The following is a 23,757-nucleotide window of genomic DNA, read 5'->3' on the forward strand; positions in this document are numbered from 1 at the left end:
GCGTCCCTAGGCCTGGGCCGGCTTGGTGGCCTTGCCGTCGAGCCACAGGTCTACCGACTCGTCGCGGTGCACGCCGTCCGTACCGACGTGCTTCTCGCTGATCGTCGGCCCCTTCGTGAGGATGTGCACGAGCGCCATGGCGTGGCCGCGGCCGAGGTCGTGGTCGGCCTTCAGCCAGTCGACGATCTCGCCGGCCTTGGTTGAGGGCTGGTCGAGTCCTTTGGCTGACGCCTGTGCCAACAGCTCGCGGGGCGTGAATCCGGTCTTGTCCTCGATGTTGTCGAGGTAGGCCTGGAACGACATGGGATGTCCTTTCGTCGGGATGTGCTTTCACCCTCACGTCGATTGACGATCGAACAATTCGACACTGTGATCCGAACCATTTTCGACTCTGTAGGCTATCGCTCGATCCACCCCGCTTCGCCACACTCCCACCCCCTGGAGAAGATCCATGTTTGCTGTGTCGCCGCATGCCCAGGACGTGATCCAGATCGGCAGTGCGGCGCTGATCGGGGCGGCGGTGGCGTTCCTGATCGGGTCAGGTGTCGCGGCCCGCAGGAAGTCCTCGAAGGAACAGGCGTCCGTCGCCGAGACGGACACCGTGGCGGCGGGCGCCGTGGCGGCGGGCGCCCTGCCGGAGGGCGCCGTTCTGGAGGAGGCTGTACCGGAGGACACCGTGCCGGAGCAGGCTGTACCGGAGGACGCCGGACCGGAGGAGGCTGTTCCGGAGGAGGGCGGTGAGCCGAGCCGTGGCACATGGTTCTCGCGGCGCAGGATTGCAGCGTCCTCGGTCCTCGTGATCGCTCTCGCGGTGCTGCTCAGCACGTTGGTGTGGGCCGACGGATCTTCCGACGATCCGGCTCCTCGGCCCAGCCCGACCCCGGTTGCCGAGCCGGCCAAGACGCTTCCCACGTGTGACCAGGCAAAGATCGAGGTCGTCAGGCTCTACGAGCAGCTTCTGACGCGGGGATCCACCGGTGACGTCGATGGCATGACCCGTACGGCCGAGACACAGCTCTACACGATCTTCCAGAACTCGAGCTGCTTCTCGGGCCGTGAGGGCGTGGCCGTGGCAGAGGTCCTGGCCCAGTTGCGTATGTCCCCTCGTCTGCCGGCTGCGCTCACCAGGGACGTGTCGCCATCCTGTCGCGAAGTCGTCAAGGACGCGGTGCGTCTCCTGAACGTGGCGAAGCTCCGCAAGAGCCTCGGCGACGAGTCCGCAGCGACGGTTCTCGGCGGAGGTTTCGCAGCGCTGAGCCAGGACGATGGTGCGTGCCTGCCTCCGGCTGCCGTGAAGGTCCTCAACGATGACCTCGCGGGAGCGCCGACCGGAGGCGAGGGCGGCAAGCGCACGACATGACGGTTGTCGCCGGGACCGTGCCTTCTGCCCAAATCGGTCTCGGACTTTGAGGATCAGCTCGAGAAGGCACCACTGGGTCGCGCCGCCCAGTGAGACTCCCTGACAAAGTTGGTCGTTTGTCCGGGCAACGTCGGCTAGCCTCAGTCGTGTGAGCGAGATCGTCGTCTTCTCCGGAAGCGCGCACCGGCCCCTGGCTGACAAGATCTGCTCCGAGCTGGGCCAGCCGTTGTCGGCGTCCGACACCGTGCGCTTCAGCAACGACTGCCTCCAGGTGCAGCTGCTCGCCAACTGCCGGCGCAAGGACGTCTACATCATCCAGCCTCTGATCCCACCGACGCAGGACCACCTGATGGAGCTGTTGCTGATGATCGACGCAGCCCGCGGTGCCTCGGCTGCCTCGGTCACCGCAGTCATTCCGCACTATGCGTACGCGCGCTCCGACAAGAAGGACGCCTCGCGCATCTCGATCGGTGGCCGGCTCGTCGCCGACATGCTGACCAGTGCCGGAGCCGACCGCGTCGTCACGATGACGCTGCACGCGCCCCAGGTGCACGGATTCTTCAGCGTCCCGGTCGACCACCTCACGGCGATCGGCGAGCTCGCCGACCACTACCGCAACCGTGACCTGGGCAACGTCGTGGTGGTCTCGCCCGACCTCGGCAACGCCAAGACGGCATCGCTGTTCGCGCGCCTGCTGGGTGTACCCGTCGCCGCGGGCAGCAAGCAGCGCCAGGCCGACGACAAGGTCGTGATCGACGCGATCGTCGGCGATGTCGCCGGCAGGACGGCGATCGTCCTCGACGACGAGATCGCCACCGGCGGATCCATCGTCGAGCTCATGGCGAAGCTCGAGGAAGAAGGTTGCACCGAGGCGTCCGTGGCGTGCACGCACGGCCTCTTCACCGGCAAGGCCGTCGACCGGCTGCGCAACCACCCCAACATCACCGAGGTCGTCACGACCGACACGGTCCCGCCGCCGGCCGACTGGCCCGAGCTCCAGGTTCGATCCGTCGCCGGGCTGTTCGCCGAGGCGATCGCCCGCATCCATGCCGGCGAGTCGGTGTCGTCGTTGTTCGACGGCGTCGACCCCGCTCACGCACCACCCCAGCCCAAGCTCCCGCTCTGACCGTGTGTCGTTGGCCGCAATCCCTAGGGTGCGCTCCAACCCGAACGTAGGATGATTCGTCGTGAGCGACGCACCGATCGGCATCTTCGACTCAGGCTTCGGCGGCCTGACGGTTGCGCGCGCCGTGCTCGACCAGCTGCCCCACGAACCCGTGCTCTATCTGGGTGACACGGCACGGCAGCCGTACGGCCCCAAACCGATCTCCGAGGTTCGTGAGTACGCCCTCGAGTGCCTCGACCATCTCGTGGCCCAGGGTGTCAAGGCACTGGTCATCGCGTGCAACTCCGCCAGCGCCGCGGTCCTCCGTGATGCCCGCGAACGTTACGACGTGCCGGTCGTCGAAGTCATCGTGCCGGCGACCCGACGGGCCGTCAGCGCGACCCGCAACCGCCAGGTCGGCGTCATCTGCACCACGGCGACCGCGACCTCGCGCGCCTATGAGGACGCGTTCGCCGCCAACCCGGGCATCACGCTGCACACCCAGCCGTGCCCGCGTCTCGTCGAGTTCGTGGAGACCGGTGTGACCAGCGGCCCCGAGCTCCTCGAGGTGACGCAGGGCTACCTCCAACCGCTCATCGACCTCGGTGTCGACACCCTGGTGCTCGGCTGCACGCACTACCCGCTGCTGACCGGCGTGCTGTCCTACGTCATGGGCGACGGTGTCACCCTGGTCTCCAGCGCCGAGGAGACGGCCAAGGACGTCTACGCGCTGCTCGTACGTGAGGGGCTCGAGCGCGACCCGTCCCAGCCCGCGCCGAAGCACCGATTCCTGACGACCGGCACGCCCGAGGAGTTCCGCGAGCTCGGACACCGCTTCCTCGGCCCCGAGCTCGAATCAGTCGACCAATTCGCCTGGGTGACCGTATGAGCCACCCCACGAAACCACTCGCTCGAGCGAAGCTCACCTCCGCTCGAATCCTGTGTCCGCTCGCGCTTTCGCGGGGACACCGACTCCTGCTGCCAGCGTTTCGAGGTGAGCGCTGATGAAGCTGACCGTCGTCGGTTGCGCCGGATCGTTCCCCAGTGCGGAGTCACCTGCCAGCTGCTACCTGATCGAGGCGCCGTACGAGGGCCGCACCTTCCGTCTCGTCGTCGACCTCGGCAGCGGTGCGCTCGGTGACCTGCAGCGCTACGTCGACCTGCGCGACGTCGACGCCGTCGCGCTCTCACACCTGCACGCCGATCACTGCTTCGACCTTTCGGGGCTGTACGTCGTCAGCAAGTACCACCCCGACGGTGCACTCCCGAGGATCCCGGTCGTTGCCCCCGAAGGCGCCGCGGAGCGTCTCGCGGAGGCGTACGGCATCGACGAGCCGGTCGGCATGACGGAGCAGTTCGAGTTCCTTGCGCATGCGGACGGAGAGCCCGTACGACTGGGCCCGTTCTCGATCACCCCGCGCCTCGTCGACCACCCGGTGACGGCGTTCGCGATGCGCATTGCCAGCGACACCCACACGATCGCCTACTCCGGCGACACCGGTCCGACCGACGTGCTCGTCGACGTCGCCGCCGGCGCCGACATCTTCCTGTGCGAGGCCTCGTTCGTGGAGTCCGGGGCAAATCCGCCGCACCTTCACCTGACGGGCGCCGACGCCGGCACGGTGGCGACGCGAGCGGGTGTCGGCCGGCTGCTGATCACCCACATCCCGGCGTGGACCGACCGTGCCGAGGTCGAGTCCGACACCAAGAGCACCTGGGACGGACCCTGCGAGCTGGTCTCCGCGGGCTCGACCTACACCCTCTAGCTCGCCCGATAGGCTCGCCGTCATGACCCGCGAAGACGGCCGCAGCGCCGATCAGCTCCGACCTGTGACCATCACCCGCAACTGGCTCGACCACGCGCAGGGATCCTGCCTGATCGAGTTCGGCAAGACCAAGGTGCTGTGCGCCGCGAGTGCGAGCGAGGGCGTGCCGCGTTGGCGCAAGGGATCGGGCCTCGGCTGGGTCACGGCGGAGTACGCGATGCTCCCGCAGGCCACCCACGACCGCTCGGCCCGCGAGTCGGTCAAGGGTCGCATCGGCGGACGTACGCACGAGATCTCGCGTCTCGTCGGCCGCTCGCTGCGGGCCGCGATCGACTACGAGGCGCTGGGCGAGAACACGATCACGATCGACTGCGACGTCCTGCAGGCCGACGGTGGGACCCGTACGGCCGCGATCACCGGCGCCTACATCGCCCTCGCCGACGCCGTCGAGCACCTTCGCTCCAAGGGCGCGCTGGCCGGCGAGCCGCTCATCGAGTCGGTGGCCGCGATCAGCGTCGGCATCATCGACGGCGTGCCGCTGCTCGACCTGCCGTACGTCGAGGACGTCCGTGCCGAGACCGACATGAACGTCGTGATGACCGGGACCGGCAAGTTCATCGAGGTGCAGGGCACGGCCGAGGGAGCACCGTTCGACAAGGCCGAGCTGGACGCGCTGCTCGAGCTCGCCGCCAAGGGCTGCGCCGACCTGACCACCTTGCAAAAGGAAGCCCTCGCCCGGTGACCCCAGAAAACCGCGCCGGCTCGAGTCCTCGGCTCACGAGGCGCTGAGATGGCGCGCTTCCCCGGAGACCTCGGAAGGACAGTGGTCCTGGCGTCCAACAACGCCAAGAAGCTCACCGAGCTCCGCCGCATCCTCGAGCCGCTCGTCCCCGGCATCGAGGTGCTGGGCCTCGCCGACGTGACGCCGTACGACGAGCCGGCCGAGACCGAGTCGACGTTCGAGGGCAACGCACTGCTCAAGGCGCGCGCCTGTCTCGCCGTGACGGGCCTGCCGTCGCTCGCCGACGACTCCGGACTCTGCGTCGACGAGCTGAACGGCATGCCCGGCGTGCTCTCGGCCCGTTGGTCCGGAGTGGGCAAGGCTGACGGGGGAGACGCAGCCAACAACGCGCTGCTGCTGAGCCAGCTCGGCGACGTACCCGACGAGCGGCGTGCCGCGCAGTTCCGCTGCGCCATGGCGTTCTGCACGCCCGACGGCAACGAGATCGTCGAGGTCGGCGTGATGCCGGGCCGGATCCTGAGGGCCGAGCAGGGCGAGGGCGGCTTCGGCTATGACCCGCTGTTCGCCGCTGACGGCTACGACGTGTCGACCGCCGAGCTGTCTGCCGAGGAGAAGGACCGCATCAGTCACCGTGGCAAGGCGCTGACCGCGATCGCCCCGGCGATCGTCGAAGCGCTCAGCTAAGAGATCCCGCCAGCAGGGAGAGTCGCCTGACTCGCGGGTCGCAGGCACCGTCCCGGCGGCGTTGTCGTCGGTCGCCGCACAACCCCGGTGCGCCTCCCTCCTCTGCCTTGTCGGCCCAGCACCTGCGACCCGCTCGCTTAACCGGCGCCCCTGCTGGCGGAACCTCTTAACGCGCTGATCACCTTGTCGGCGATCGCGATGCAGCCCTGACGGTTGGGGTGGATGCCGTCCACGACCCGCTCGTCGTTGAGCGCGCCGGTCGTGGGGATGAACTCGAGGCCGTGCTGGGCCGCTGCCGCCTCGATGATGCGGGTGACTCGTGTCCCGTCGTACCGGTCGACCGGGCCCCACGGCGGACCCATCACGATGATGCGAGTCGACCGGGGCAGGAACGTGCGCAGGGTCGTGAAGTAGGTGTCGACGGCGTGCGCGATGGCATCGTCCGTGGCCGTGACGAACCGGCCATCGACGCAGTCGGCCCAGTCGTTGCGCCCGCCCTCGATGACGAACAGCGACGGCGCGTTCGACGTGAACGCCTGCACGCGGTCGATGAACCGGTCGCCGGTGCACAACCTGCCCGGACGGAGATAGCCCGAACCCGACTGCGCGTATGTGGTGACGGTCGCGTCGTAGTGCCGGCCCACGATGCTCCACCAGCCTTGCATCGCGTCACCGGGCTTGTCGTTGTAGCGGGCCGTGATCGAGTCGCCCACCACGACGATGCCGCGTGGGGCGAGCACGGATGAGGCGGCCGCCTTGCCGCCGTCGGCGTTGAACGCCAGCAACGGGGCCAAGAGGAGAAGGAGGGCGAGGACAGCGACAATCGGTGTGCGTACGGCCATCCGCGGCTTGGTCATGCTGCTCTTGCTTCCTCCCGAGAGAGCAGCAGCCTAGGTTGCGGATCCGCCGGTTGTTCGCAGATTGGCCGAAAGCAATCGAAAAGTCATCCGGGAGGGCCATCCGGCATGGCGAACGCCTGCTGTCGCCAAGCCTCGTACACCGCGATCGAGGCCGAATTGGCGAGATTCATGGAGCGCCGGCCGGGCAGCATCGGCAGCCGTACGCGCGCCGTGATGCGCGAATCGTCGAGCACCTCCTCAGGCAGCCCCGTCGGCTCCGGGCCGAACAGCAGCACGTCTCCGGGCTCGTAGGCGATGTCGGTGTAGAGCACGTCGCCCTTGCCGGTGAAGGCGTAGACGTTGGCGGGGAGCAGGGCGTCGTACGCCGCCTCGAGATCGGTGTGCACCGTCATCACCGCGAGGTCGTGGTAGTCGAGTCCGGCCCGGCGCAGCTTGGGCTCCTCGAGGTCGAACCCGAGCGGTTCGACCAGGTGCAGCTCGGATCCGCTCACCGCCGCGAGGCGGATCGCGCTGCCGGTGTTGCCCGCGATGCGGGGTTCGAAGAACGCGATGCGAAACATCAGCGTGAACCGTTCGGCGACCAGCTCAGCACGGCGTGGACGACCAGTCCCGCGAGGATCGCCCATGCCGCCGAGCCGACGCCCCACGCAGTGATGCCCGAGGCGGCGACGAGGAACGTGGCGATCGCCGCCTCGCGCCCCTTCGGCTCCTTCATCGAGCTCTCCAGCGCCGAGCCCAGGGTGCCCAGCAGGGCGAGTCCGGCGATCGTCGCGATCACTCCGCTCGGTGCCACGCCGACCAGCGCTGCGACGGCGATCGACGCGGCAGCGAGCACGCCGTACGTCCAGCCGACGGCTTGTCCGGCGATCCAGCGACGGCTCTTGTCGGGTCCTGCGTCCGGTCCCGCGACGAGCGCGGCGCTGATCGCCGCCAGATTGACCGAGTGGGCGCCGCCGGTGGCTCCGGCGATCGTGCTGACGCCGGCGGTGACGATCGAGTCGCGCCACGGCACGTCGTAACCGATCGCCTTCATGATCGCGACGCCCGGGACGTTCTGCGACGCCATCGTCACGAGATAGAGCGGGATCGCGATGCTGACGACCGCCTCCCAGCTCAGCGTCGGCGACGTCAGCGAGAGGTGGGGGAGCAGGTCCGACGAGGCGATGCCCTCGCCTCGGCGGACCATGTCGATGCCGATCACGATGCCCGCGGTCAGGAAGGCTGCCGGAACCGCCCAGCGAGGAGCCAGTCGTACGCCGATCAGCCACACCAGCACGATCGGGACGATCGCGCCCGGATTGTCGACGAGGCTCCGGACCGGTTCGATGCACAGGTTGAGCACGACACCGGCGAGCATGCCCTGTGCGATCGGTGCGGGGATCCGGGCGATGAGCCGCCCGAGCGCCGGCCACAACCCGGTGACGACGTAGGCGACGCCGACCAGCACGAACGCGCCGACGGCGGCCGACCATCCGCCGTCCACCGTGGCCATGCCGGCAAGCAGGGCTGCGCCGGGCGTCGACCACGCGAGCATGATCGGCATGCGGTGCCGACGGCTGAGCCAGAGCGTGCCGACGGCCTGGACCGTGCAGAGCGCCAGGAGCCCGGATGCGGCCTGCTCGTGCGTGGCGCCGACAGCAATGAGTCCGGTGAGCACGACGGCGAACGAGCTGGTGTAGCCGACGACGCACGCGATGATCCCGGCGCTGATCGGCTGCTGGAGCGATGGCGTCTCGCCGTTGTCGTTTGAGCGCCGCTCCATGGGAAATCACCCTAGACTGCTCCGCTATGGCCACTCCCCAGCGCGTCCACGTCACGCACACCTACACGTCCGATCCGGCGACCGTCTTCGAGAAGCTCTCCGAGCATGAGAACCTCGGCCCCCTGTTCGGGGCCAAGATCACCCGCGTGTGCGATGGCGACACCTCACGCAACGGTGTCGGCTCGACCCGCAGCCTCAAGATCGGCCCACTGCCCGCGTTCCACGAGACGACCACGAAGTCTGAGCCCCACACGCTGATCGAGTACAAGATCACCAAGGGCAGCCCGCTGCGCGGTCACTGGGGCAAGCAGGTCCTGACTCCGACCGCTGATGGCGGAACGCTGCTCGACTACACGATCGGCTTCAACGTGGCGCCAGGCCTCTCCGGACTGGTCGGCAGTGTCGTCGCCAGGAATCTCAAGAAGGGCCTCCCCAAGCTCACTGACTGAGTGTCACCCAGAGTCGGCGCCCAGTCGGCTGCCTGGACGGCCGATTGCCGCCAGCAACGATGGTCTCGGCGGATCATCATTGAAATATGACGATCACACATGACCGCTCCACCAAGACCATCGCACTTGTCACGGGTGCCAATCGTGGTCTGGGTCTCGCGACGGCACAGCTGCTCGGCGAAGCCGGGACGACGGTGCTTCTCGGTGCCCGCAACGCGGCGAAGGCTGAGATCGCCGCCGCCCGACTGCGCGACCGGGGGATCGACTGCTGGCCGCTGACGCTCGACGTCGAGTCCGAGCTCAGCATTGCCGCTGCCGCAGAACGCGTACGCCTGGACCACGGGCGACTCGACATCCTCATCAACAACGCCGGGATCCTGCCGGAAGCCACGACAGCGGATGCAGCGCAGCCTCTTGATCTCGACCTGTTCCGCCGAACGTTTGACACCAATGTGTTCGGCGTGGCTGCCGTGTCGCAGGCGTTCTTGCCGCTGCTGACAGACTCGGAGGCTGGCCGGATCGTCAACGTGTCCAGCCGCATGGGCTCCCTCGCGGACCAGCTGGATCCGTCATCGCCGTATGCGGGGATGGTCGTTCCGGCGTACCAGACATCGAAGGCGGCGCTCAACGGTCTGACCATCGCCCTGTCCAAGTCGCTGAGCGGTACGTCGGTCAGGGTCAACTCGGTGTGCCCGGGCTGGGTGCAGACCGATCTGGGCGGACCAGACAATCGCGCCGCGGCGCCGATGAAGGCCGACGAGGCAGCACGTACGGTCGTCGACATGGCGCTGCCGACCGAAGGGCCCACGGGCACGTTCGTCGACCTCGACGGCGTCGTGCCGTGGTGAGTTCGCTGGCCCGCGCTGCGCATGGGTGTGCAGTAGGCCTCATGTGCTCTTCGATGGGTGCCGAAGGCGGGATTCGAACCCGCACACCCTGAGGCACGGCGTCCTAAGCGCCGCGTGTCTACCGTTCCACCACTTCGGCCGAGCGCCTGAGTTTAGTTGGTCAACGTGTCTTGGATGAACGTGCCACTGCTTCTTCCCGCGAACTTGATGGTGTGACTGATGTGTGAGCGTGCACCGACACGGCTTCTGGACGAGAGCTAACGGCGTGAGGGGTCGTGGTTGAAGGCCGGCGGTCCCCATCCCTGGGCTCTCAGACCCTCATGGTCTCCGTGCGACTGCTGCTGGGAATTGCAGAGGATGATGCCCTGCTCCTCGTGGGTCAGCGAGTCCCAGTCCGGCTTCTTCGGCCGTCTCCTGAACAGACTGCTGATCCACATGTGCGGAGTATGACTCCGCACGGAGGTCCTTGGAAGGGCTAGGCGGCGTCGAGCTTGAGGTCCTTGCGGAGCTTGGCGACGTGACCGGTGGCCTTCACGTTGTAGGCGGCGTACGAGATCGTGCCCTCGGCGTCGACGACGAACGTGGACCGGATGACGCCGACGACGACCTTGCCGTACAGCTTCTTCTCGCCGTATGCGCCGTATGCCTCGAGGACCTCCCGCTCGGGGTCTGACAGGAGCGTGATGCTGAGCCCGTCGCGCTCACGGAACTTCGCAAGCTTCTCGGGCTTGTCGGGCGAGATGCCGAGCACCGTGTAGCCCTCGGACTGCAGCCGGTCGATCGAGTCGCTGAAGTCGCACGCCTGCTTGGTGCAGCCCGGCGTCATGGCGGCGGGGTAGAAGTAGACGATCACGTTCTGCCCGCGCAGGTCCGACAAGGTGACGGACGTGCCGGTGTCGTCGGTGAGGGTGAAGTCGGGGGCGGTGTCTCCGGGCTGCAGTCGATCGGTCATACGCACTATCCTGACGTACGAGTCCACGATCGTGGCCTCGAGTCCAGATGAGTGAGGCGCGACGTGGCGAAGGCCGATTCAGACGAGCTGGTCAACGAGATCGAGCAGATCCGTGAGCGCCTGGCCGACACCGTCGACGCCTTGATCGACCGCGCCAACCCCAAGACGATCGCCCGCCGCACGCTGGCTGATGTCAAGGGACGCTTCATCGAGCCCGACGGCACACCCAGGCTCGCTGTCATCGCGCCGATCGCCGGCGGCATCGCGGTCGTCATCGCCGCGATCGCATTCGTGCGCCGACTTCTGCGCTAGCGCACCGATGAGCCCGGCGCGCGACATACCGCTTCGCCGACTGCGCCTGCGTCGGCCTGAGGGAACGCTCCGTGATCGGCTTTTCCTGCTGCGCCACCGCTGGCGCCTCCTGCTGCGCCTGAGCCTGGCGACCGCGGCGGCCTACTGGTTCGCGACACACGTCCTCGACCACCGGCAGGCGTTCTTCGCGCCGATCGCGGCGATCATCGTCCTGATCGCCGGTGCCGGTCTGCGCGGCCGCACGCTGTTCGAGCTCGTCCTCGGCGTCTCGACCGGCGTCCTCGTCGGCGAGCTGATCATCCTGCTCATCGGCCGTGGCACCTGGCAGCTGGCGCTCGTCGTGGTGCTGACGATGATCGTCGGCATCCTCGTCGGGCTGAAGGGGCTGGCGCTCACCCAGGCGGCGACCTCGTCGGTGCTGCTTGCCACCGTCATCCCGGTGGCGGGCAACACCAATCCGGCAGCCACCAGGTTCCTCGACGCTCTGATCGGTGGTGCGTTCGGGCTGGCGACGATCCTGCTCATACCGCGCAATGCCGTGCGTGACATCGACCGTGAGGTGCAGCAGTTCCTCACCAGGCTCGCCGGTATCCTCAGCCGCACCGCCCAGGCGCTGCGCACCGACGACGCGTCACTCGCCGACCTCGCGCTCAACGAGGCGCGCGCCATGCAACCCCAGGTCGAGACCATGACGTCGACGGCTGCCAACGTCACCGAGATCGCCCGCATGTCGCCGATGCGGTGGAAGCAGCGTGAGCACGTCGAGACGTACGTCGCCACGGTCCGCGACCTCGACAACGCGGTACGCGACGCCCGCGTGCTCGCCCGCAAGACCTCGGCGCTCCTGCGCCACGGCGAGCTAGTGCCGCCCGACATGGACCTGGCCATCGACGCCCTCGCCAAGGCGATCGGCATCTTCGCCGACGACCTGTCGCAGCACGACGACTTCGACGAGGCGCGTCAGGAGCTGGTGGAGGCGGCGCGGATGGCGTCCGCGGCCCTGCCCGAGGCGATGACGATGAACAGCGCATCGATCGCCGCACAGGTCCGGTCCCTCGCCGCCGACCTGCTCTACGCCAGCGGCTTCAGCAGGGACGAGATCGACGAGCGGCTCGAATTCTGAGGTCGGCTGAGACAGCGGCCAGCAGGATTCGGACATGTTGACACGCGACACGGCTCGGTGGTTAGACAACCCCGTCGGACCTGCGCTACGTTGGCACGACTGCTCCGAACGAGCACGAAACTGATGAAGGAGGTGGACCCATGAAGAAGATCATCACCATGACGAACGGCCGCGACAGCGGTCTTGCCGTCATGCCCTTTGCCGGTCCGACCTCCGAAGCAGTGCACCTGAAGTAGTCATCACTTCTTGGCACTTCTGCCGCTTCGGATCTCAGATCTGAAGCGGTTTTTTTGTATGTCCGACCGCTATTCATCCATCCATCCACACGAAAGGAGGCGCGCTATGACCACGAATCTCGAAACACGACTCATAACCGCTAAGAACCAGACCGACTACTCCTCACCGACGACCGGAACCGTTGGAGAGGGGGTGAAGTCAGTGGCAATCTTCGAAGCCCGACAGGCCCGCGGCAAGCGCGCCTGGGATGAGTTGTCCGAGATCGACCGAGCAGTGCTCCTGGAGTCGGTGCGACAGCGTCGTATCCACCAGAAGCGCAAAAGGTCCATCGAGTCGAACATCTACTCGCTGCGCAGCAGCCGGTAGAAGCGCCTGCACGACAGGGAGCGTCGTACGGAATCCCGTACGGCGCTCCTGTCGTGTTTCTAGCGTGCGGCGATGGCCTCGGCGGAGGCGAGGATGCGTCGCGCATCGCGTACGTGGAGCTCTTCGACCATCTTGTTGTTGAACGTCACGACGCCCTGACCTGCGGCTTTGGCTTCCTCGAACGCCGAGATCATGGCCTTGGCGTGCTCGATCTCGTCATCCGACGGTCCGAAGGCCGCGTTGGCTGGCTCGACCTGGCTGGGGTGGATCAGGGTCTTGCCGTCGAAGCCCATCTCGCGCCCCTGCTTCGCCTCGGCGACGAACCCTTCCTCGTTCTTCACGTCGTTGTAGACGCCGTCGAGGATGACCTTGCCGGCGGCGCGGGCCGCCAGCAGCGAGAGTGACAGCGAGGCGAGGACGACGGGGTTGCGGCCGGGCACGTGAAGCCCGTACGTCTCGTTCACGACGTCGTTGGTGCCCATCACGATCACGGTGAGACGTTCGTGTGCCGCAGCGATCTCCTCGGCGTGGAGAAGGGCAATCGGCGTCTCGATCATGGCCCACAGGGCCGTGTGCGCGGGGGCTCCGTTGAACTCCAACGCCTCGACGAGCTGCAACACCTCGGCGGCGGAGTTGACCTTCGGCACCAGGACGGCGTCGGGTCCGGCGGCGGCAGCCGCGGCCATGTCGGCCTCGTGCCACTCGGTGCCGATGCCGTTGATGCGGATTGCCAGCTCGCGGTGCCCGTACTCACCGGAGGCCACCGCAGCGCATACGCGATCGCGAGCGTCGGCCTTGGAGTCGGGAGAGACCGCGTCTTCGAGGTCGAGGATCAGCGCGTCGGCGTCGATGCCCTTGGCCTTCTCGAGCGCGCGCTCGTTGGCGCCGGGCATGTAGAGGACGGAACGGCGGGGGCGGAGATCAGTCATCTGAGTCCTAGAGGTCGTAGGAGGCGGCGAGCTCGGGATCGCGCTCGGCGAGGGCCTTGGCGAGGTCGAGCATGACGATGCACTGCTTGCAGGAGGCGTCATCCTCCATCTTGCCGTTGATCATCACGGCGCCGGAGCCGTCGCCCATGGCTTCGACGACCTCCTTGGCATGCGCCACGTCGGCGGGGTCGGGGGAGAACACCTTGCGGGCGATGTCGATCTGCACCGGGTGCAGGCTCCAGGCGCCGACGCAGCCGAGCAGGAACGCGTTGCGGAACTGGTCCTCGCACGCCACGACGTCCTTGATGTCCCCGAACGGACCGTAGAACGGGAGAATGTCGTTGGCTGCGCAGGCGTCGACCATGCGCGCGATCGTGTAGTGCCAGAGATCCTGCTGGTACGTCGTGCGGCCCTCGTACAGGTCATCGCCGGTCGGGTCCTGGCGCACGAGGTAGCCGGGATGTCCGCCACCGACGCGCGTCGTCTTCATGCGGCGGCTGGCGGCGAGGTCGGCGGGGCCGAGCGAGATGCCCTGCAAACGGGGGCTGGCTGCGGCAATCTCCTCGACATTCGTGACGCCTTCGGCGGTCTCCAGGATCGCGTGGACCAGGATCGGGCGAGTGAGGCCGGCGCGCGCCTCCAGCTGCGCGAGGATCCGGTCGATGTAGTGGATGTCCTGGGCGCCCTCGACCTTCGGCACCATGATGACGTCGAGCTTGTCGCCGATCTCGGTCACCAGGGTGATGAGGTCGTCGAGCGCCCATGGCGAGTCGAGGCTGTTGATGCGGGTCCACAGCTGCGTCTGGCCGAAGTCGGTCTTCTTGGCGATGTCGACGAGGCCCTGGCGGGCGGCCTCCTTGTTCTCGGTCTTGATGGCGTCCTCGAGGTTGCCGAGGATGATGTCGACCTTGGTCGCGATGTCGGGGACCTTGTCCGCCATCTTGGGGTTGCTCGGGTCGAAGAAGTGGATCATCCGGCTCGGACGGAACGGGATGTCGGCGACCGGTGTCGGAGCTCCGACGGCGAGGGGGCGGAGGAAGGCTCGGGGGTTGCGCACGCGGCTCACTCTTTCAGGCAGCAGAGTTCTGAAGGCAAAAGACCCCTCAGTATGTCGATCCGAGCGGGCCGAACGGTAGGGCGAGGGTCACACCAACCAGATCGATGGGCTCGAACGCTCGGCGCTCCCGGGCGCTAGGACGGTGAGCTCGAGATGCTCGTCCTCAGGGCCTTTCGGTCGGGGCGAAGACCCTCGCTAAAGCGTCTAGTCCTTTAAAAGTTATGGCCCGTTGGGACTAGTGCCGGTAGTACATCGTGATCAAATCTTCTGGCACGGCGAATTTTGGTGGCATTTCGGCCATTTCGAGCGTGACGTCTTCCCCGTAATCCCGTTGGAGATGCACGAGCTTCGGCGCACTCCCACATGCCGTCGGCTCGCGCAGCCGAGGACCTCCCTTGTCTACGAAACTCGACGCTTCCGTTCAGGGGCGATACGGATGGAGTTACGTGTAATGAAGAAGATTCTTCTCGTTCTCGCGATGCTCGCGGTCAGCGTGTTCATCGCGCAACCTGCGATCTCCGCAGAGGGCGACGGGGCAGACACCCCGACAACAACTGAGACAACCACTGCGCCGGAGACGCCGGCAGCCGAAGAGCCTGCCGTTGAGCAGCCCGCGGCTGAAGAGCCTGCCGCTGAGCAGCCCGCGGCTGAAGAGCCTGCCGCTGAGCAGCCCGCCGCGGATGCACCTGCCGCCAGGACCAAGAGTGTGCCTGAGGGTGATGACGCCAAGAAGGCCAAGGACAAGGACGACGAGGCGGATGACGAGGGTGGTGTCGTGGCTGCCGCCGCGGTCAACCTCAACGACAAGGTGGACATCTGTCATGTTCCGCCGGGCAATCCCGCTAACGCTCAGTCCATCTCGGTGAGCTACAACTCGATCGTCAAGGGCCAGGGACACGCCCAGGACAACGCCGCGCATGCCGGCGACTGGATCCCGAGCTTCGACTACATGGTCGGCGACGACGTCGTCACCTACCCGGGCCGTAACACGAGCCAGGCCAACCCGTGCGCGCAGATCGTGGCGCTCATCGAGGTCGACACGGAAGATCCGCTGCTGATCGCGCCGACCTGCTCGGCCGATGGTCTCGTCGACGTGCCCACCACCGAGGGTGTTGTCTACACGGTCACCCCCGCCAATGCGCCCGGTGAGGTCGACGTCGACGCCACTGCTGCGCCGGGATACGTCCTTGCCGAGGACGCAGTGATCCATTGGGACTTCACGGTCCTCGAGCAGCTGTCGGGACAGATCGACTGCCCCGTGATCACGGATGACCCGCCGGACTCGACCGACGTCAAGATCTGCCACGCCACTGCGTCGTTCCAGAACCCGTACAACGTGATCCCGCCGGCAACCGCGGGTGTGGCGAACGGGCACGACGAGGAGCACAACGGCCCGATCTTCAACGGTGTCGACGCAGGCTGGGGTGACATCATCGAGCCGTACGTCTACAACGGTGTCGAGTACCCCGGCCAGAACTGGACAGCCGAAGGCCAGGCGATCTACGCCAACGGCTGTGAGCCCGTCGACGAGGTCGAACCGACACCGCCGACTGTCACGGATCCGACGTGTGAGCTCGACGGAACGCTGTCCGTTCCCGCCGACACCGACGCCATCGACTACTCGCAGGAGCCTGAAGGCACGGGCCCCGGTGACTACGTCGTGACTGCGACCGCTACCCCGGGCAACTTCATCAGTGGCCAGTCGGAGTTCCCGGTCACCGTTGAGCCGAAGCTGTCGGCCGATGATCCGGCGTGTGTCACGGGCGGAACCGAGCCGGGTGGCGAAGAGGACGGACTGCTGCCCGACACGGGTGGCTCGTCGCTCCTGCTGCTCGTCCTCGCGGGTTCGATGATGGCCGCTGGATTCATGGTCCTCGCGGGCCGCAAGCCGGTGGGAGCCGCACTGGGACAGGGCGTCGTCTACTCGCCGATCCTGCCGCCGACCCACACGGCCGCGCAGTCATGGGTGAGCAAGCTGGTGGCTGCCATCAAGGCGACATTCAGGGGCAACAGCCACTGATCTAGCCGGGTTCGTCAGAAGGGGAGTCGCTCAGGCGGCTCCCCTTCTGCGCGTTCGCGTGGTGAAACGGGTGCTGGCTCGGTGCACATGGCAAAGTTGAGTGGAATGGACTCAACTCTGTCGATGTTGAACCTCATGACGCCCCAACCTTTGAGGAGGACCACCCATGGATCTTGCCAAGTTCACCACGCGCAGCCAGCAGGCACTGGGCAGCGCCATCTCTGCCGCCGCTGCCGCTGGCCATCCTGCGGTCGAGCCCGCCCACATCCTCGCGGCGCTGCTGACGCAGGACGGGGGCACGGCGGCACCCTTGCTGCAGGCAGGGGGCGTCGATCCTCAGGACGTGCGCTCCGGGCTCAAGGACGCCCTCGACGCACTGCCGTCCGCGCGAGGCGCGAACGTGCAGAACCCGTCGCTGAGCCGCGCCTCGCACGAGGTGCTGCAACGTGCACAGGACCTGGCTGACCAGCTCGGCGACGACTTCGTCTCGACCGAGCACCTCGTCGTCGGCATCGCCACGGTCGAGTCGGCGGCCAGGACCGTGCTGACCGACAACGGTGCCACGGCGGAGGCCCTTCAATCGGCGTTCACGGCCGTACGCGGCAATGCCAGGGTCACCAGCGCCGAGGCGGAGGACACGTACCAGTCGTTGGAGAAGTACGGCGTCGACCTGACGGCCGTGGCACGCGAGGGCAAGCTCGACCCAGTCATCGGGCGTGACAGCGAGATCCGTCGGGTCGTGCAGGTGTTGTCGCGGCGTACGAAGAACAATCCCGTGCTCATCGGTGAGCCCGGCGTCGGCAAGACCGCTGTCGTGGAGGGTCTGGCGCAGCGCATCGTCGCCGGAGACGTGCCGGAGTCGCTGCGCGGACGCCGGTTGATCTCGCTCGACCTCGCCGCGATGGTCGCTGGCGCGAAGTACCGAGGTGAGTTCGAGGAGCGGCTCAAGGCTGTGCTGACCGAGATCAAGGAGTCGGACGGACAGGTCATCACCTTCATCGACGAGCTCCACACCGTGGTCGGCGCTGGTGCCGGTGGTGACAGCGCGATGGACGCGGGCAACATGCTCAAGCCGATGCTGGCCCGCGGCGAGCTGCGCATGATCGGCGCCACGACACTTGACGAGTACCGCGAGCGCATCGAGAAGGACCCGGCCCTGGAGCGCCGCTTCCAGCAGGTGTTCGTCGGTGAGCCCAGCCCGGAGGACACGATCGCGATCCTGCGCGGGCTCAAGGAGCGCTACGAGGCGCACCACAAGGTGTCGATCTCGGACGCCGCGCTCGTGGCCGCCGCGACGCTCTCGGATCGCTACATCCCGGGTCGACAGCTGCCCGACAAGGCGATCGACCTGATCGACGAGGCCAGCAGTCGCCTCCGCATGGAGATCGACTCGAGCCCGATCGAGATCGACGAGCTGCGTCGTGCAGTCGACCGGCTCCGCATGGAGGAGCTGCACCTCGAGCAGGAGTCCGACGCCGCGAGCGAGGACCGCTTGGAGAAGCTCCGAGTCGAGCTGGCCGACAAGCAGGAAGCGCTGCGGGCCCTCGAGACACGATGGGAGCGCGAGAAGCAGGCCCTCAACGCCGTCGGCGAGATCAAGGAGCGCATCGACGAGGTGCGCAGCGCTGCCGAGCGCGCCCAGCGCGAAGGTGACCTGGAGACGTCGAGCCGGCTGTTCTACAGCGAGATCCCCGCCATGGAACGTCAGCTCGAGGACGCACAGGCCGCAGAAGCCGAGCACGACGGCGAGTCGATGGTGCACGAAGAAGTCGGCGCGGACGACATTGCCGAGGTGGTGGCCTCGTGGACCGGCATCCCGACCGGCCGCCTGCTGGAGGGCGAGACCGGCAAGCTCCTGCGGATGGAGGACGAGCTCGGCAAGCGGCTGATCGGCCAGAAGACGGCCGTTGCCGCGGTGTCGGACGCAGTACGTCGTTCGCGCGCCGGCATCTCCGACCCAGATCGTCCGATGGGATCGTTCCTGTTCCTCGGCCCAACCGGTGTCGGCAAGACCGAGCTCGCCAAGACACTTGCGGAGTTCCTGTTCGATGACGAGCGGGCCATCGTACGCATCGACATGAGCGAGTACGCAGAGAAGCACTCGGTCAGCCGCCTCGTCGGTGCGCCTCCCGGCTATGTGGGTTATGACGAGGGTGGCCAGCTGACGGAAGCCGTGCGCCGTCGCCCCTATTCCGTGGTGCTGCTCGACGAGGTCGAGAAGGCCCACCCCGAGGTGTTCGACATCCTGCTGCAGGTGCTCGACGACGGTCGGCTGACCGACGGGCAGGGACGTACCGTCGACTTCCGCAACGTCATCCTGATCCTGACGTCCAACCTCGGCTCACCCTTCCTGGCTGACTCGACGCTGGATGACCAGGCGAAGCGCGACGCCGTGATGGGCGTGGTCAAGGCGTCGTTCAAGCCCGAGTTCCTCAACCGGCTCGACGAGATCGTCATGTTCGACGCGCTCGGCACCGAGGAGCTCGCGCACATCGTGGACCTCCAGGTTGCGTCACTGGCGAGGCGACTCGAGGCTCGTCGCATCGCACTGGACGTCACGCCGGCGGCTCGCGAGTGGCTGGCGCTGACCGGCTGGGACCCGGCCTATGGCGCCCGGCCGCTGCGACGGCTCGTGCAGCAGTCGATCGGCGACCAGCTCGCGCGGATGCTGCTGGCGGGCGACGTACGCGACGGCGACACCGTGACGGTCGATCGCCGGCCCGATGCCGAGGAGCTCACGATCAGCGCGTAAAGATCGCGTCAAGATCCGCTAGGAGCCCGTCAACGCCCGAGGAACCGGGCGTTGGCGGGTGTGCGATGGGTGCATGACCTTCGATTCAGCCGTCTCACTGGTGATCGTGATCGGCCTGCTGGCGTACCTCGTGGCGGCCCTGATCTTCCCTCACCGGTTCTGAGGGGCGCACATGTCCGACACCTCTGCCGGGTTGCTCACGATCGCAGCTCTTGTCGCCCTGCTCGCCGCGGTCCACGTGCCGTTCGGTGACTACATGGCACGCGTCTTCACCTCGCCGAAGCACTGGCGTGTCGAGAAGCGCGTCTACCGACTGCTCAGGGTCGATCCCGACGCTGAGCAGACCGCCCGCTCCTACACGTACAGCGTGCTGGGGTTCTCCCTCGTCAGCATGGTTGCGCTGTTCGCGATCCTCGTCGGTCAGCGAGCGCTGCCGTTCGATCGAGGCATGTCCGGCATGCCATGGGACATGGGTCTCAACACCGCTGTCTCGTTCGTGACCAACACCAACTGGCAGTCGTACGCCGGTGAGTCGGCGCTGGGGTTCAGCGCCCAGATGGGCGGGCTTGCTGTGCAGAACTTCCTGTCGGCGGCGGTCGGCATCGCCGTGGCGGTGGCCCTGATCCGAGGCTTCGTACGCTCACGCAGCGGCGAGCTCGGCAACTTCTGGGTCGACCTCGTACGCGGCACTCTGCGGATCCTGCTTCCCGTCGCGTTCGTCGGTGCCATCCTGCTCGTCTCGCAGGGCGTGATCCAGAACTTCGCGGACCACACGGTGCACACGATCACCGGCGGCACGCAGGTCATCCCCGGGGGCCCAGCGGCGAGCCAGGAAGCGATCAAGGAGCTCGGCACCAACGGCGGCGGCTTCTTCAACGCCAACTCGGCGCACCCGTTCGAGAACCCCAACCCGCTGTCCAACCTGGTCGAGATGTTCCTCATCCTGGTCATCCCGATCTCGCTGACCCGCACGCTCGGCACGATGGTCGGCAGCCGCAAGCAGGGCCTGTCGATCCTCGGTGCCATGACCTTCCTGATCGCGGCCTCCGTCACGATCACGACCTGGGCCGAGGCGGGCGCCCGCTCGCAGGCGGCCAAGCTCGCCGGCGCGGCGATGGAGGGCAAGGAGACGCAGCTCGGTGAGTGGGCGTCGTCGCTGTTCGCCGTCGTCACGACTGGCACGTCCACCGGCGCGGTCAACGCCTCCCATGACTCGCTGACTCCCACGGGTGGCGGCACGGTGTTGGTCAACATGATGCTCGGCGAGGTCTCGCCGGGCGGTGTGGGTGCCGGCATCTACGGCATCCTCATCATGGCGATCCTGACGGTGTTCATCGCCGGCCTGATGGTCGGCCGTACGCCCGAGATCCTCGGCAAGAAGATCGGCGCCAGGGAGATGACGTACGTCGCGCTCTACACGCTGAGCGTCCCGGCGATCATCCTGGTCGGCGTCGGCACGGCGATCGCGCTGAGCGGCACGCCCGACGCGATGGGCAATCCCGGCGGTCATGGCTTCAGCGAGGTCGTGTACGCGTTCACGTCGGCCGCCAACAACAACGGCAGCGCCTTCGGTGGCATCACCGTCACGTCGACGTTCTTCCAGATCGCGCTGGCGTTGGCCATGCTGCTCGGCCGGTTCATCCCGATCGTGCTGGTCCTTGCGCTGGCCGGATCGCTCGCCAAACAGGGCAAGGTCCCGGCGACCGCCGGAACACTGCCGACTCACACGCCATTGTTCGCCGGACTGCTCGTCGGCGTGATCCTGCTGATCACCGGGCTGACGTTCTTCCCGGCGCTCGCTCTCGGACCCATCGCGGAGGCCCTCTCATGACCCTGTCCGCCCTTCTGTCGCAGCTGCCCTCGGCACTGCGGAAGCTGGACCCACGCCACCTGTGGCGCAGCCCGGTGATGTTCATCGTGTGGATCGGATCGGTGATGACGACCGTCATCGCGATAGCCGACCCGTCGGTGTTCGCCTGGGTCGTGACGGTCTGGCTGTGGCTCACGGTGGTCTTCGGCAACCTCGCCGAAGCAGTAGCCGAGGGTCGCGGCAAGGCGCAGGCCGCGTCGTTGCGTGCGGCGCGTACGGACGTCACCGCACGGCGGATCAATGCCGCTGGTGTCGAGGAGACCGTCGCCGGCACGCAGCTCCGCAAGGGCGACCGCGTCGTCGTCGAGGCCGGCGAGACCATCCCGGGCGACGGCGATGTCGTCGAAGGCGTCGCCTCGGTCGACGAGTCGGCCATCACCGGCGAGTCTGCGCCGGTGATCCGCGAGGCCGGTGGCGACCGGTCGGCTGTCACGGGCGGCACCAAGGTCCTGTCGGACCGGATCGTCGTCGAGATCACGTCGGCACCCGGCGAGACGTTCCTCGACCGGATGATCGCGCTGGTCGAAGGAGCATCCCGCCGCAAGACGCCCAACGAGATCGCCTTGTCGATCCTGCTGGTGAGCCTGACGATCGTGTTCCTGCTCGCGGTCGTCACGCTGCGCCCCATGGCGGACTACGCCGGCGCACCGCAGAGCACGCTGGTGCTGGTCGCGCTGCTGGTGTGTCTCATCCCGACGACGATCGGCGCGCTGCTCAGCGCCATCGGCATCGCCGGGATGGACCGGCTCGTACGCGTCAACGTGCTCGCGATGTCTGGTCGAGCCGTGGAGGCGGCCGGTGACGTCAGCACGCTGCTGCTCGACAAGACCGGCACCATCACGTACGGCAACCGCCGGGCATCGGAGTTCGTCCCCGCTGACGGCGTGACCCAGGTCCAGCTGCGCGATGCGGCACGGCTCTCGAGCCTCGCCGACCAGACCCCGGAGGGTCGCTCGATCGTCGAGCTCGCCCTGGCCGAGGGCGCCGACGACGCGGACCTGCCCACTGGTGCGGAGTTCGTGGAGTTCACGGCCCAGACTCGGATGTCGGGCGTCGACCTCGCCGATGGACGTACGGTCCGCAAGGGTGCGGGCTCGTCGGTCGCCGCCTGGGTCGGCACGGAGATGGAGCCCGGCGTCCGCACGTCGATCGACGCCATCGCCGGCAGCGGCGGCACGCCCTTGGTCGTCGCCGAGTCGACATCGTCGGGCAGCAGGGTGCTGGGCGTCGTACACCTCAAGGACGTCGTCAAGGACGGCATGGTCGAACGGTTCGCCGAGCTGCGCCGGATGGGGATCCGCACCGTGATGATCACGGGCGACAACCCGCTGACGGCCGCTGCGATCGCCAAGGAGGCGGGCGTCGACGACTTCCTCGCCGAGGCCACCCCCGAGGACAAGATGCAGCTGATCCACAAGGAGCAGCAGGGCGGGCACCTCGTCGCGATGACCGGTGACGGTACGAACGACGCCCCGGCACTCGCCGCTGCGGACGTCGGCGTCGCGATGAACTCCGGCACCTCTGCGGCGAAGGAGGCCGGCAACATGGTCGACCTCGACTCCGACCCGACCAAGCTCATCGACATCGTCGAGATCGGCAAGCAGCTGCTCATCACCCGTGGCGCTCTGACGACGTTCTCGATCGCCAACGACGTCGCGAAGTACTTCGCAATCATCCCCGCGATGTTCCTGGTGGCCTACCCGTCACTCGACGCCCTGAACGTCATGAACCTGGGGACCCCGAAGTCCGCGATCGTCTCGGCGGTGATCTTCAACGCGCTCGTCATCGTGGCGCTGATACCGCTGGCACTGCGCGGCGTGAAGTTCAGGGCCGCATCGGCGGAGTCCGTGCTGCGGCGCAACATCCTCGTCTACGGCTTCGGTGGCGTCATCGCACCGTTCATCGGGATCAAGCTCATCGATCTCATCGTCTCGACCATCCCAGGAATCGGATAACCCATGTCAGCCTTCATTCGCCAGTGCGTCGTCGGACTCAAGGTCCTGGTCGTCATGACCGTCCTGCTCGGCGTCGCCTACCCCGCCGCGGTGTGGGGAGTCGGCCAGGTCGCGTTCCACGACAAGTCGAACGGTCAGCTCATCGATCGCGACAGCAAGGACGTCGGATCGTCGCTGATCGGCCAGGACTTCCCGGTCGACGACCCGATGTGGTTCCACGGCCGGCCGTCCGCGACCGAGTACGACGGGCTCGCCTCCGCCGCCTCGAACCTCGGACCGTCCAATCCCGACCTCCTGAAGGCGATCAAGGAGCGTCAGGCAGCGATCGCCGAAGCGGAGGGTGTCGCCGTGAGTGACGTGCCCGCCGATGCGGTGACCGCGTCGGGATCGGGACTGGACCCGTACATCTCACCGGAGTACGCCGAGCTGCAGGTTGCGCGGGTCGCCCGGGAGCGGGGCCTGTCCGTCGAGACGGTGCGCAGGCTCGTGGACGACCACACGTACGGCCGGCAGCTCGGATTCCTCGGTGAGCCCAAGGTCCACGTGCTGGAGCTCAACCTGGCCCTCGAGCTGGCCACGACCTGATCTGGTTGCCGCAGGTGCACACT

Annotated in this window: 25 protein-coding genes and 1 tRNA gene; 17 read left to right on the top strand and 9 right to left on the bottom strand. The window is 67.2% G+C overall.

Annotated features, from left to right (window positions below; all coding sequences use genetic code 11):
- Positions 1 to 6 precede the first annotated feature (6 nt).
- The gene (locus ABD683_RS13525; protein WP_344770478.1) at positions 7 to 303 is read right to left on the bottom strand and encodes a DUF4287 domain-containing protein; all 297 of its coding nucleotides are present in this window, start codon (positions 301 to 303) and stop codon (positions 7 to 9) included.
- Between the two features lie 148 nt (positions 304 to 451).
- Here ABD683_RS13525 and ABD683_RS13530 point away from each other — a divergent pair, with 148 nt between their 5' ends.
- The 6 genes from ABD683_RS13530 (at position 452) to rdgB (ending at position 5,657) form a co-directional block, all read left to right on the top strand.
- The gene (locus ABD683_RS13530; RefSeq protein ID WP_344770479.1) at positions 452 to 1,360 is read left to right on the top strand and encodes a hypothetical protein; all 909 of its coding nucleotides are present in this window, start codon (positions 452 to 454) and stop codon (positions 1,358 to 1,360) included.
- 148 nt (positions 1,361 to 1,508) lie between these two features.
- Positions 1,509 to 2,486, top strand: coding sequence for a ribose-phosphate diphosphokinase (locus ABD683_RS13535; RefSeq protein ID WP_344770480.1), 978 nt, complete (start codon positions 1,509 to 1,511; stop codon positions 2,484 to 2,486).
- Between the two features lie 61 nt (positions 2,487 to 2,547).
- The gene (gene murI, locus ABD683_RS13540) at positions 2,548 to 3,354 is read left to right on the top strand and encodes a glutamate racemase (RefSeq protein ID WP_344770481.1); all 807 of its coding nucleotides are present in this window, start codon (positions 2,548 to 2,550) and stop codon (positions 3,352 to 3,354) included.
- A 115-nt stretch (positions 3,355 to 3,469) separates the two neighbouring features.
- Entirely contained in the window at positions 3,470 to 4,231 is a 762-nt protein-coding gene (locus ABD683_RS13545; protein ID WP_344770482.1) for an MBL fold metallo-hydrolase, read from the top strand.
- Positions 4,232 to 4,253: 22 nt separating this feature from the next.
- Positions 4,254 to 4,973 (top strand): ribonuclease PH, encoded by a 720-nt coding sequence (gene rph, locus ABD683_RS13550; RefSeq protein ID WP_344770483.1) that lies wholly within the window; start codon positions 4,254 to 4,256, stop codon positions 4,971 to 4,973.
- Positions 4,974 to 5,021: 48 nt separating this feature from the next.
- Positions 5,022 to 5,657 carry an RdgB/HAM1 family non-canonical purine NTP pyrophosphatase gene (gene rdgB / locus ABD683_RS13555; RefSeq protein ID WP_344770485.1) on the top strand — a complete coding sequence of 212 codons (636 nt, stop codon included), beginning with the start codon at positions 5,022 to 5,024 and terminating at the stop codon, positions 5,655 to 5,657.
- A gap of 137 nt (positions 5,658 to 5,794) precedes the next feature.
- On the opposite strand, the gene ABD683_RS13560 is transcribed toward rdgB, so the two are convergent.
- The 3 genes from ABD683_RS13560 to ABD683_RS13570 form a co-directional block, all read right to left on the bottom strand.
- Positions 5,795 to 6,514: an SGNH/GDSL hydrolase family protein gene (locus tag ABD683_RS13560; protein WP_344770486.1), complete on the bottom strand. Its 720-nt coding sequence runs from the start codon at positions 6,512 to 6,514 to the stop codon at positions 5,795 to 5,797.
- 86 nt (positions 6,515 to 6,600) lie between these two features.
- Positions 6,601 to 7,077, bottom strand: coding sequence for a tRNA (cytidine(34)-2'-O)-methyltransferase (locus ABD683_RS13565; protein ID WP_344770487.1), 477 nt, complete (start codon positions 7,075 to 7,077; stop codon positions 6,601 to 6,603).
- Positions 7,077 to 8,279 carry a benzoate/H(+) symporter BenE family transporter gene (locus ABD683_RS13570; protein ID WP_344770488.1) on the bottom strand — a complete coding sequence of 401 codons (1,203 nt, stop codon included), beginning with the start codon at positions 8,277 to 8,279 and terminating at the stop codon, positions 7,077 to 7,079. The genes ABD683_RS13565 and ABD683_RS13570 overlap by 1 nt, the downstream gene beginning before the upstream one ends.
- 26 nt (positions 8,280 to 8,305) lie before the next feature.
- Here ABD683_RS13570 and ABD683_RS13575 point away from each other — a divergent pair, with 26 nt between their 5' ends.
- Together ABD683_RS13575 and ABD683_RS13580 are read left to right on the top strand one after the other, a co-directional pair.
- The gene (locus ABD683_RS13575; protein WP_344770489.1) at positions 8,306 to 8,728 is read left to right on the top strand and encodes an SRPBCC family protein; all 423 of its coding nucleotides are present in this window, start codon (positions 8,306 to 8,308) and stop codon (positions 8,726 to 8,728) included.
- Between the two features lie 86 nt (positions 8,729 to 8,814).
- Positions 8,815 to 9,576 (top strand): SDR family oxidoreductase, encoded by a 762-nt coding sequence (locus ABD683_RS13580; RefSeq protein WP_344770490.1) that lies wholly within the window; start codon positions 8,815 to 8,817, stop codon positions 9,574 to 9,576.
- A gap of 58 nt (positions 9,577 to 9,634) precedes the next feature.
- On the opposite strand, the gene ABD683_RS13585 is transcribed toward ABD683_RS13580, so the two are convergent.
- The 3 genes from ABD683_RS13585 to bcp all read right to left on the bottom strand — a co-directional run bounded on the left by ABD683_RS13585 (position 9,635) and on the right by bcp (position 10,528).
- A tRNA-Leu gene (locus tag ABD683_RS13585) sits at positions 9,635 to 9,715 on the bottom strand.
- 118 nt (positions 9,716 to 9,833) lie between these two features.
- Positions 9,834 to 10,013 carry a hypothetical protein gene (locus ABD683_RS13590; RefSeq protein WP_344770491.1) on the bottom strand — a complete coding sequence of 60 codons (180 nt, stop codon included), beginning with the start codon at positions 10,011 to 10,013 and terminating at the stop codon, positions 9,834 to 9,836.
- A 38-nt stretch (positions 10,014 to 10,051) separates the two neighbouring features.
- A complete protein-coding gene (bcp, locus tag ABD683_RS13595; protein ID WP_344770492.1) occupies positions 10,052 to 10,528 on the bottom strand; it encodes a thioredoxin-dependent thiol peroxidase in 477 nt (158 codons plus the stop codon).
- Positions 10,529 to 10,591: 63 nt separating this feature from the next.
- Here bcp and ABD683_RS13600 point away from each other — a divergent pair, with 63 nt between their 5' ends.
- The 3 genes from ABD683_RS13600 to ABD683_RS13610 all read left to right on the top strand — a co-directional run bounded on the left by ABD683_RS13600 (position 10,592) and on the right by ABD683_RS13610 (position 12,566).
- Positions 10,592 to 10,840 (top strand): DUF3618 domain-containing protein, encoded by a 249-nt coding sequence (locus ABD683_RS13600; RefSeq protein WP_344770493.1) that lies wholly within the window; start codon positions 10,592 to 10,594, stop codon positions 10,838 to 10,840.
- A gap of 7 nt (positions 10,841 to 10,847) precedes the next feature.
- Complete coding sequence (locus tag ABD683_RS13605; RefSeq protein ID WP_344770494.1) at positions 10,848 to 11,963, top strand: FUSC family protein; 1,116 nt, start codon at positions 10,848 to 10,850, stop codon at positions 11,961 to 11,963.
- A gap of 342 nt (positions 11,964 to 12,305) precedes the next feature.
- Positions 12,306 to 12,566: a hypothetical protein gene (locus tag ABD683_RS13610; protein ID WP_344770495.1), complete on the top strand. Its 261-nt coding sequence runs from the start codon at positions 12,306 to 12,308 to the stop codon at positions 12,564 to 12,566.
- A 59-nt stretch (positions 12,567 to 12,625) separates the two neighbouring features.
- On the opposite strand, the gene ABD683_RS13615 is transcribed toward ABD683_RS13610, so the two are convergent.
- On the bottom strand, positions 12,626 to 13,495 hold the full coding sequence (locus ABD683_RS13615) for an HpcH/HpaI aldolase/citrate lyase family protein (RefSeq protein WP_344770496.1): 870 nt from the start codon (positions 13,493 to 13,495) through the stop codon (positions 12,626 to 12,628).
- Positions 13,496 to 13,502: 7 nt separating this feature from the next.
- The gene (locus ABD683_RS13620; RefSeq protein WP_344770497.1) at positions 13,503 to 14,552 is read right to left on the bottom strand and encodes an HpcH/HpaI aldolase/citrate lyase family protein; all 1,050 of its coding nucleotides are present in this window, start codon (positions 14,550 to 14,552) and stop codon (positions 13,503 to 13,505) included.
- A gap of 451 nt (positions 14,553 to 15,003) precedes the next feature.
- On the opposite strand from ABD683_RS13620, the gene ABD683_RS13625 reads away from it, so the two are divergent.
- The 6 genes from ABD683_RS13625 (at position 15,004) to kdpC (ending at position 23,734) form a co-directional block, all read left to right on the top strand.
- Positions 15,004 to 16,572 carry an LPXTG cell wall anchor domain-containing protein gene (locus ABD683_RS13625; protein WP_344770498.1) on the top strand — a complete coding sequence of 523 codons (1,569 nt, stop codon included), beginning with the start codon at positions 15,004 to 15,006 and terminating at the stop codon, positions 16,570 to 16,572.
- 166 nt (positions 16,573 to 16,738) lie between these two features.
- A complete protein-coding gene (clpB, locus tag ABD683_RS13630; protein ID WP_344770499.1) occupies positions 16,739 to 19,324 on the top strand; it encodes an ATP-dependent chaperone ClpB in 2,586 nt (861 codons plus the stop codon).
- A 73-nt stretch (positions 19,325 to 19,397) separates the two neighbouring features.
- On the top strand, positions 19,398 to 19,487 hold the full coding sequence (gene kdpF, locus ABD683_RS13635) for a K(+)-transporting ATPase subunit F (RefSeq protein ID WP_344770500.1): 90 nt from the start codon (positions 19,398 to 19,400) through the stop codon (positions 19,485 to 19,487).
- Positions 19,488 to 19,496: 9 nt separating this feature from the next.
- The gene (gene kdpA / locus ABD683_RS13640) at positions 19,497 to 21,155 is read left to right on the top strand and encodes a potassium-transporting ATPase subunit KdpA (RefSeq protein ID WP_344770501.1); all 1,659 of its coding nucleotides are present in this window, start codon (positions 19,497 to 19,499) and stop codon (positions 21,153 to 21,155) included.
- A complete protein-coding gene (gene kdpB / locus ABD683_RS13645) occupies positions 21,152 to 23,149 on the top strand; it encodes a potassium-transporting ATPase subunit KdpB (protein WP_344770502.1) in 1,998 nt (665 codons plus the stop codon). The genes kdpA and kdpB overlap by 4 nt, the downstream gene beginning before the upstream one ends.
- 3 nt (positions 23,150 to 23,152) lie before the next feature.
- Positions 23,153 to 23,734, top strand: a complete 582-nt coding sequence (gene kdpC, locus ABD683_RS13650) for a potassium-transporting ATPase subunit KdpC (protein ID WP_344770503.1) — start codon at positions 23,153 to 23,155, stop codon at positions 23,732 to 23,734.
- Positions 23,735 to 23,757 lie beyond the last annotated feature (23 nt).

The organism is Aeromicrobium panaciterrae (genome assembly GCF_039537165.1).
Lineage (GTDB): Bacteria > Actinomycetota > Actinomycetes > Propionibacteriales > Nocardioidaceae > Aeromicrobium > Aeromicrobium panaciterrae.

Bases quoted from the DNA above. Each gene is read 5' to 3' on its own strand.
- ABD683_RS13525 (WP_344770478.1), bottom strand. From the start codon at position 303: ATGTCGTTCCAGGCCTACCTCGACAACATCGAGGACAAGACCGGATTC.
- ABD683_RS13530 (WP_344770479.1), top strand. From the start codon at position 452: ATGTTTGCTGTGTCGCCGCATGCCCAGGACGTGATCCAGATCGGCAGT.
- ABD683_RS13545 (WP_344770482.1), top strand. From the start codon at position 3,470: ATGAAGCTGACCGTCGTCGGTTGCGCCGGATCGTTCCCCAGTGCGGAG.
- rph (WP_344770483.1), top strand. From the start codon at position 4,254: ATGACCCGCGAAGACGGCCGCAGCGCCGATCAGCTCCGACCTGTGACC.
- rdgB (WP_344770485.1), top strand. From the start codon at position 5,022: ATGGCGCGCTTCCCCGGAGACCTCGGAAGGACAGTGGTCCTGGCGTCC.
- ABD683_RS13560 (WP_344770486.1), bottom strand. From the start codon at position 6,514: ATGACCAAGCCGCGGATGGCCGTACGCACACCGATTGTCGCTGTCCTC.
- ABD683_RS13565 (WP_344770487.1), bottom strand. From the start codon at position 7,077: ATGTTTCGCATCGCGTTCTTCGAACCCCGCATCGCGGGCAACACCGGC.
- ABD683_RS13570 (WP_344770488.1), bottom strand. From the start codon at position 8,279: ATGGAGCGGCGCTCAAACGACAACGGCGAGACGCCATCGCTCCAGCAG.
- ABD683_RS13575 (WP_344770489.1), top strand. From the start codon at position 8,306: ATGGCCACTCCCCAGCGCGTCCACGTCACGCACACCTACACGTCCGAT.
- ABD683_RS13580 (WP_344770490.1), top strand. From the start codon at position 8,815: ATGACGATCACACATGACCGCTCCACCAAGACCATCGCACTTGTCACG.
- ABD683_RS13590 (WP_344770491.1), bottom strand. From the start codon at position 10,013: ATGTGGATCAGCAGTCTGTTCAGGAGACGGCCGAAGAAGCCGGACTGG.
- bcp (WP_344770492.1), bottom strand. From the start codon at position 10,528: ATGACCGATCGACTGCAGCCCGGAGACACCGCCCCCGACTTCACCCTC.
- ABD683_RS13605 (WP_344770494.1), top strand. From the start codon at position 10,848: ATGAGCCCGGCGCGCGACATACCGCTTCGCCGACTGCGCCTGCGTCGG.
- ABD683_RS13610 (WP_344770495.1), top strand. From the start codon at position 12,306: ATGACCACGAATCTCGAAACACGACTCATAACCGCTAAGAACCAGACC.
- ABD683_RS13615 (WP_344770496.1), bottom strand. From the start codon at position 13,495: ATGACTGATCTCCGCCCCCGCCGTTCCGTCCTCTACATGCCCGGCGCC.
- ABD683_RS13625 (WP_344770498.1), top strand. From the start codon at position 15,004: ATGAAGAAGATTCTTCTCGTTCTCGCGATGCTCGCGGTCAGCGTGTTC.
- clpB (WP_344770499.1), top strand. From the start codon at position 16,739: ATGGATCTTGCCAAGTTCACCACGCGCAGCCAGCAGGCACTGGGCAGC.
- kdpF (WP_344770500.1), top strand. From the start codon at position 19,398: ATGACCTTCGATTCAGCCGTCTCACTGGTGATCGTGATCGGCCTGCTG.
- kdpA (WP_344770501.1), top strand. From the start codon at position 19,497: ATGTCCGACACCTCTGCCGGGTTGCTCACGATCGCAGCTCTTGTCGCC.
- kdpB (WP_344770502.1), top strand. From the start codon at position 21,152: ATGACCCTGTCCGCCCTTCTGTCGCAGCTGCCCTCGGCACTGCGGAAG.
- kdpC (WP_344770503.1), top strand. From the start codon at position 23,153: ATGTCAGCCTTCATTCGCCAGTGCGTCGTCGGACTCAAGGTCCTGGTC.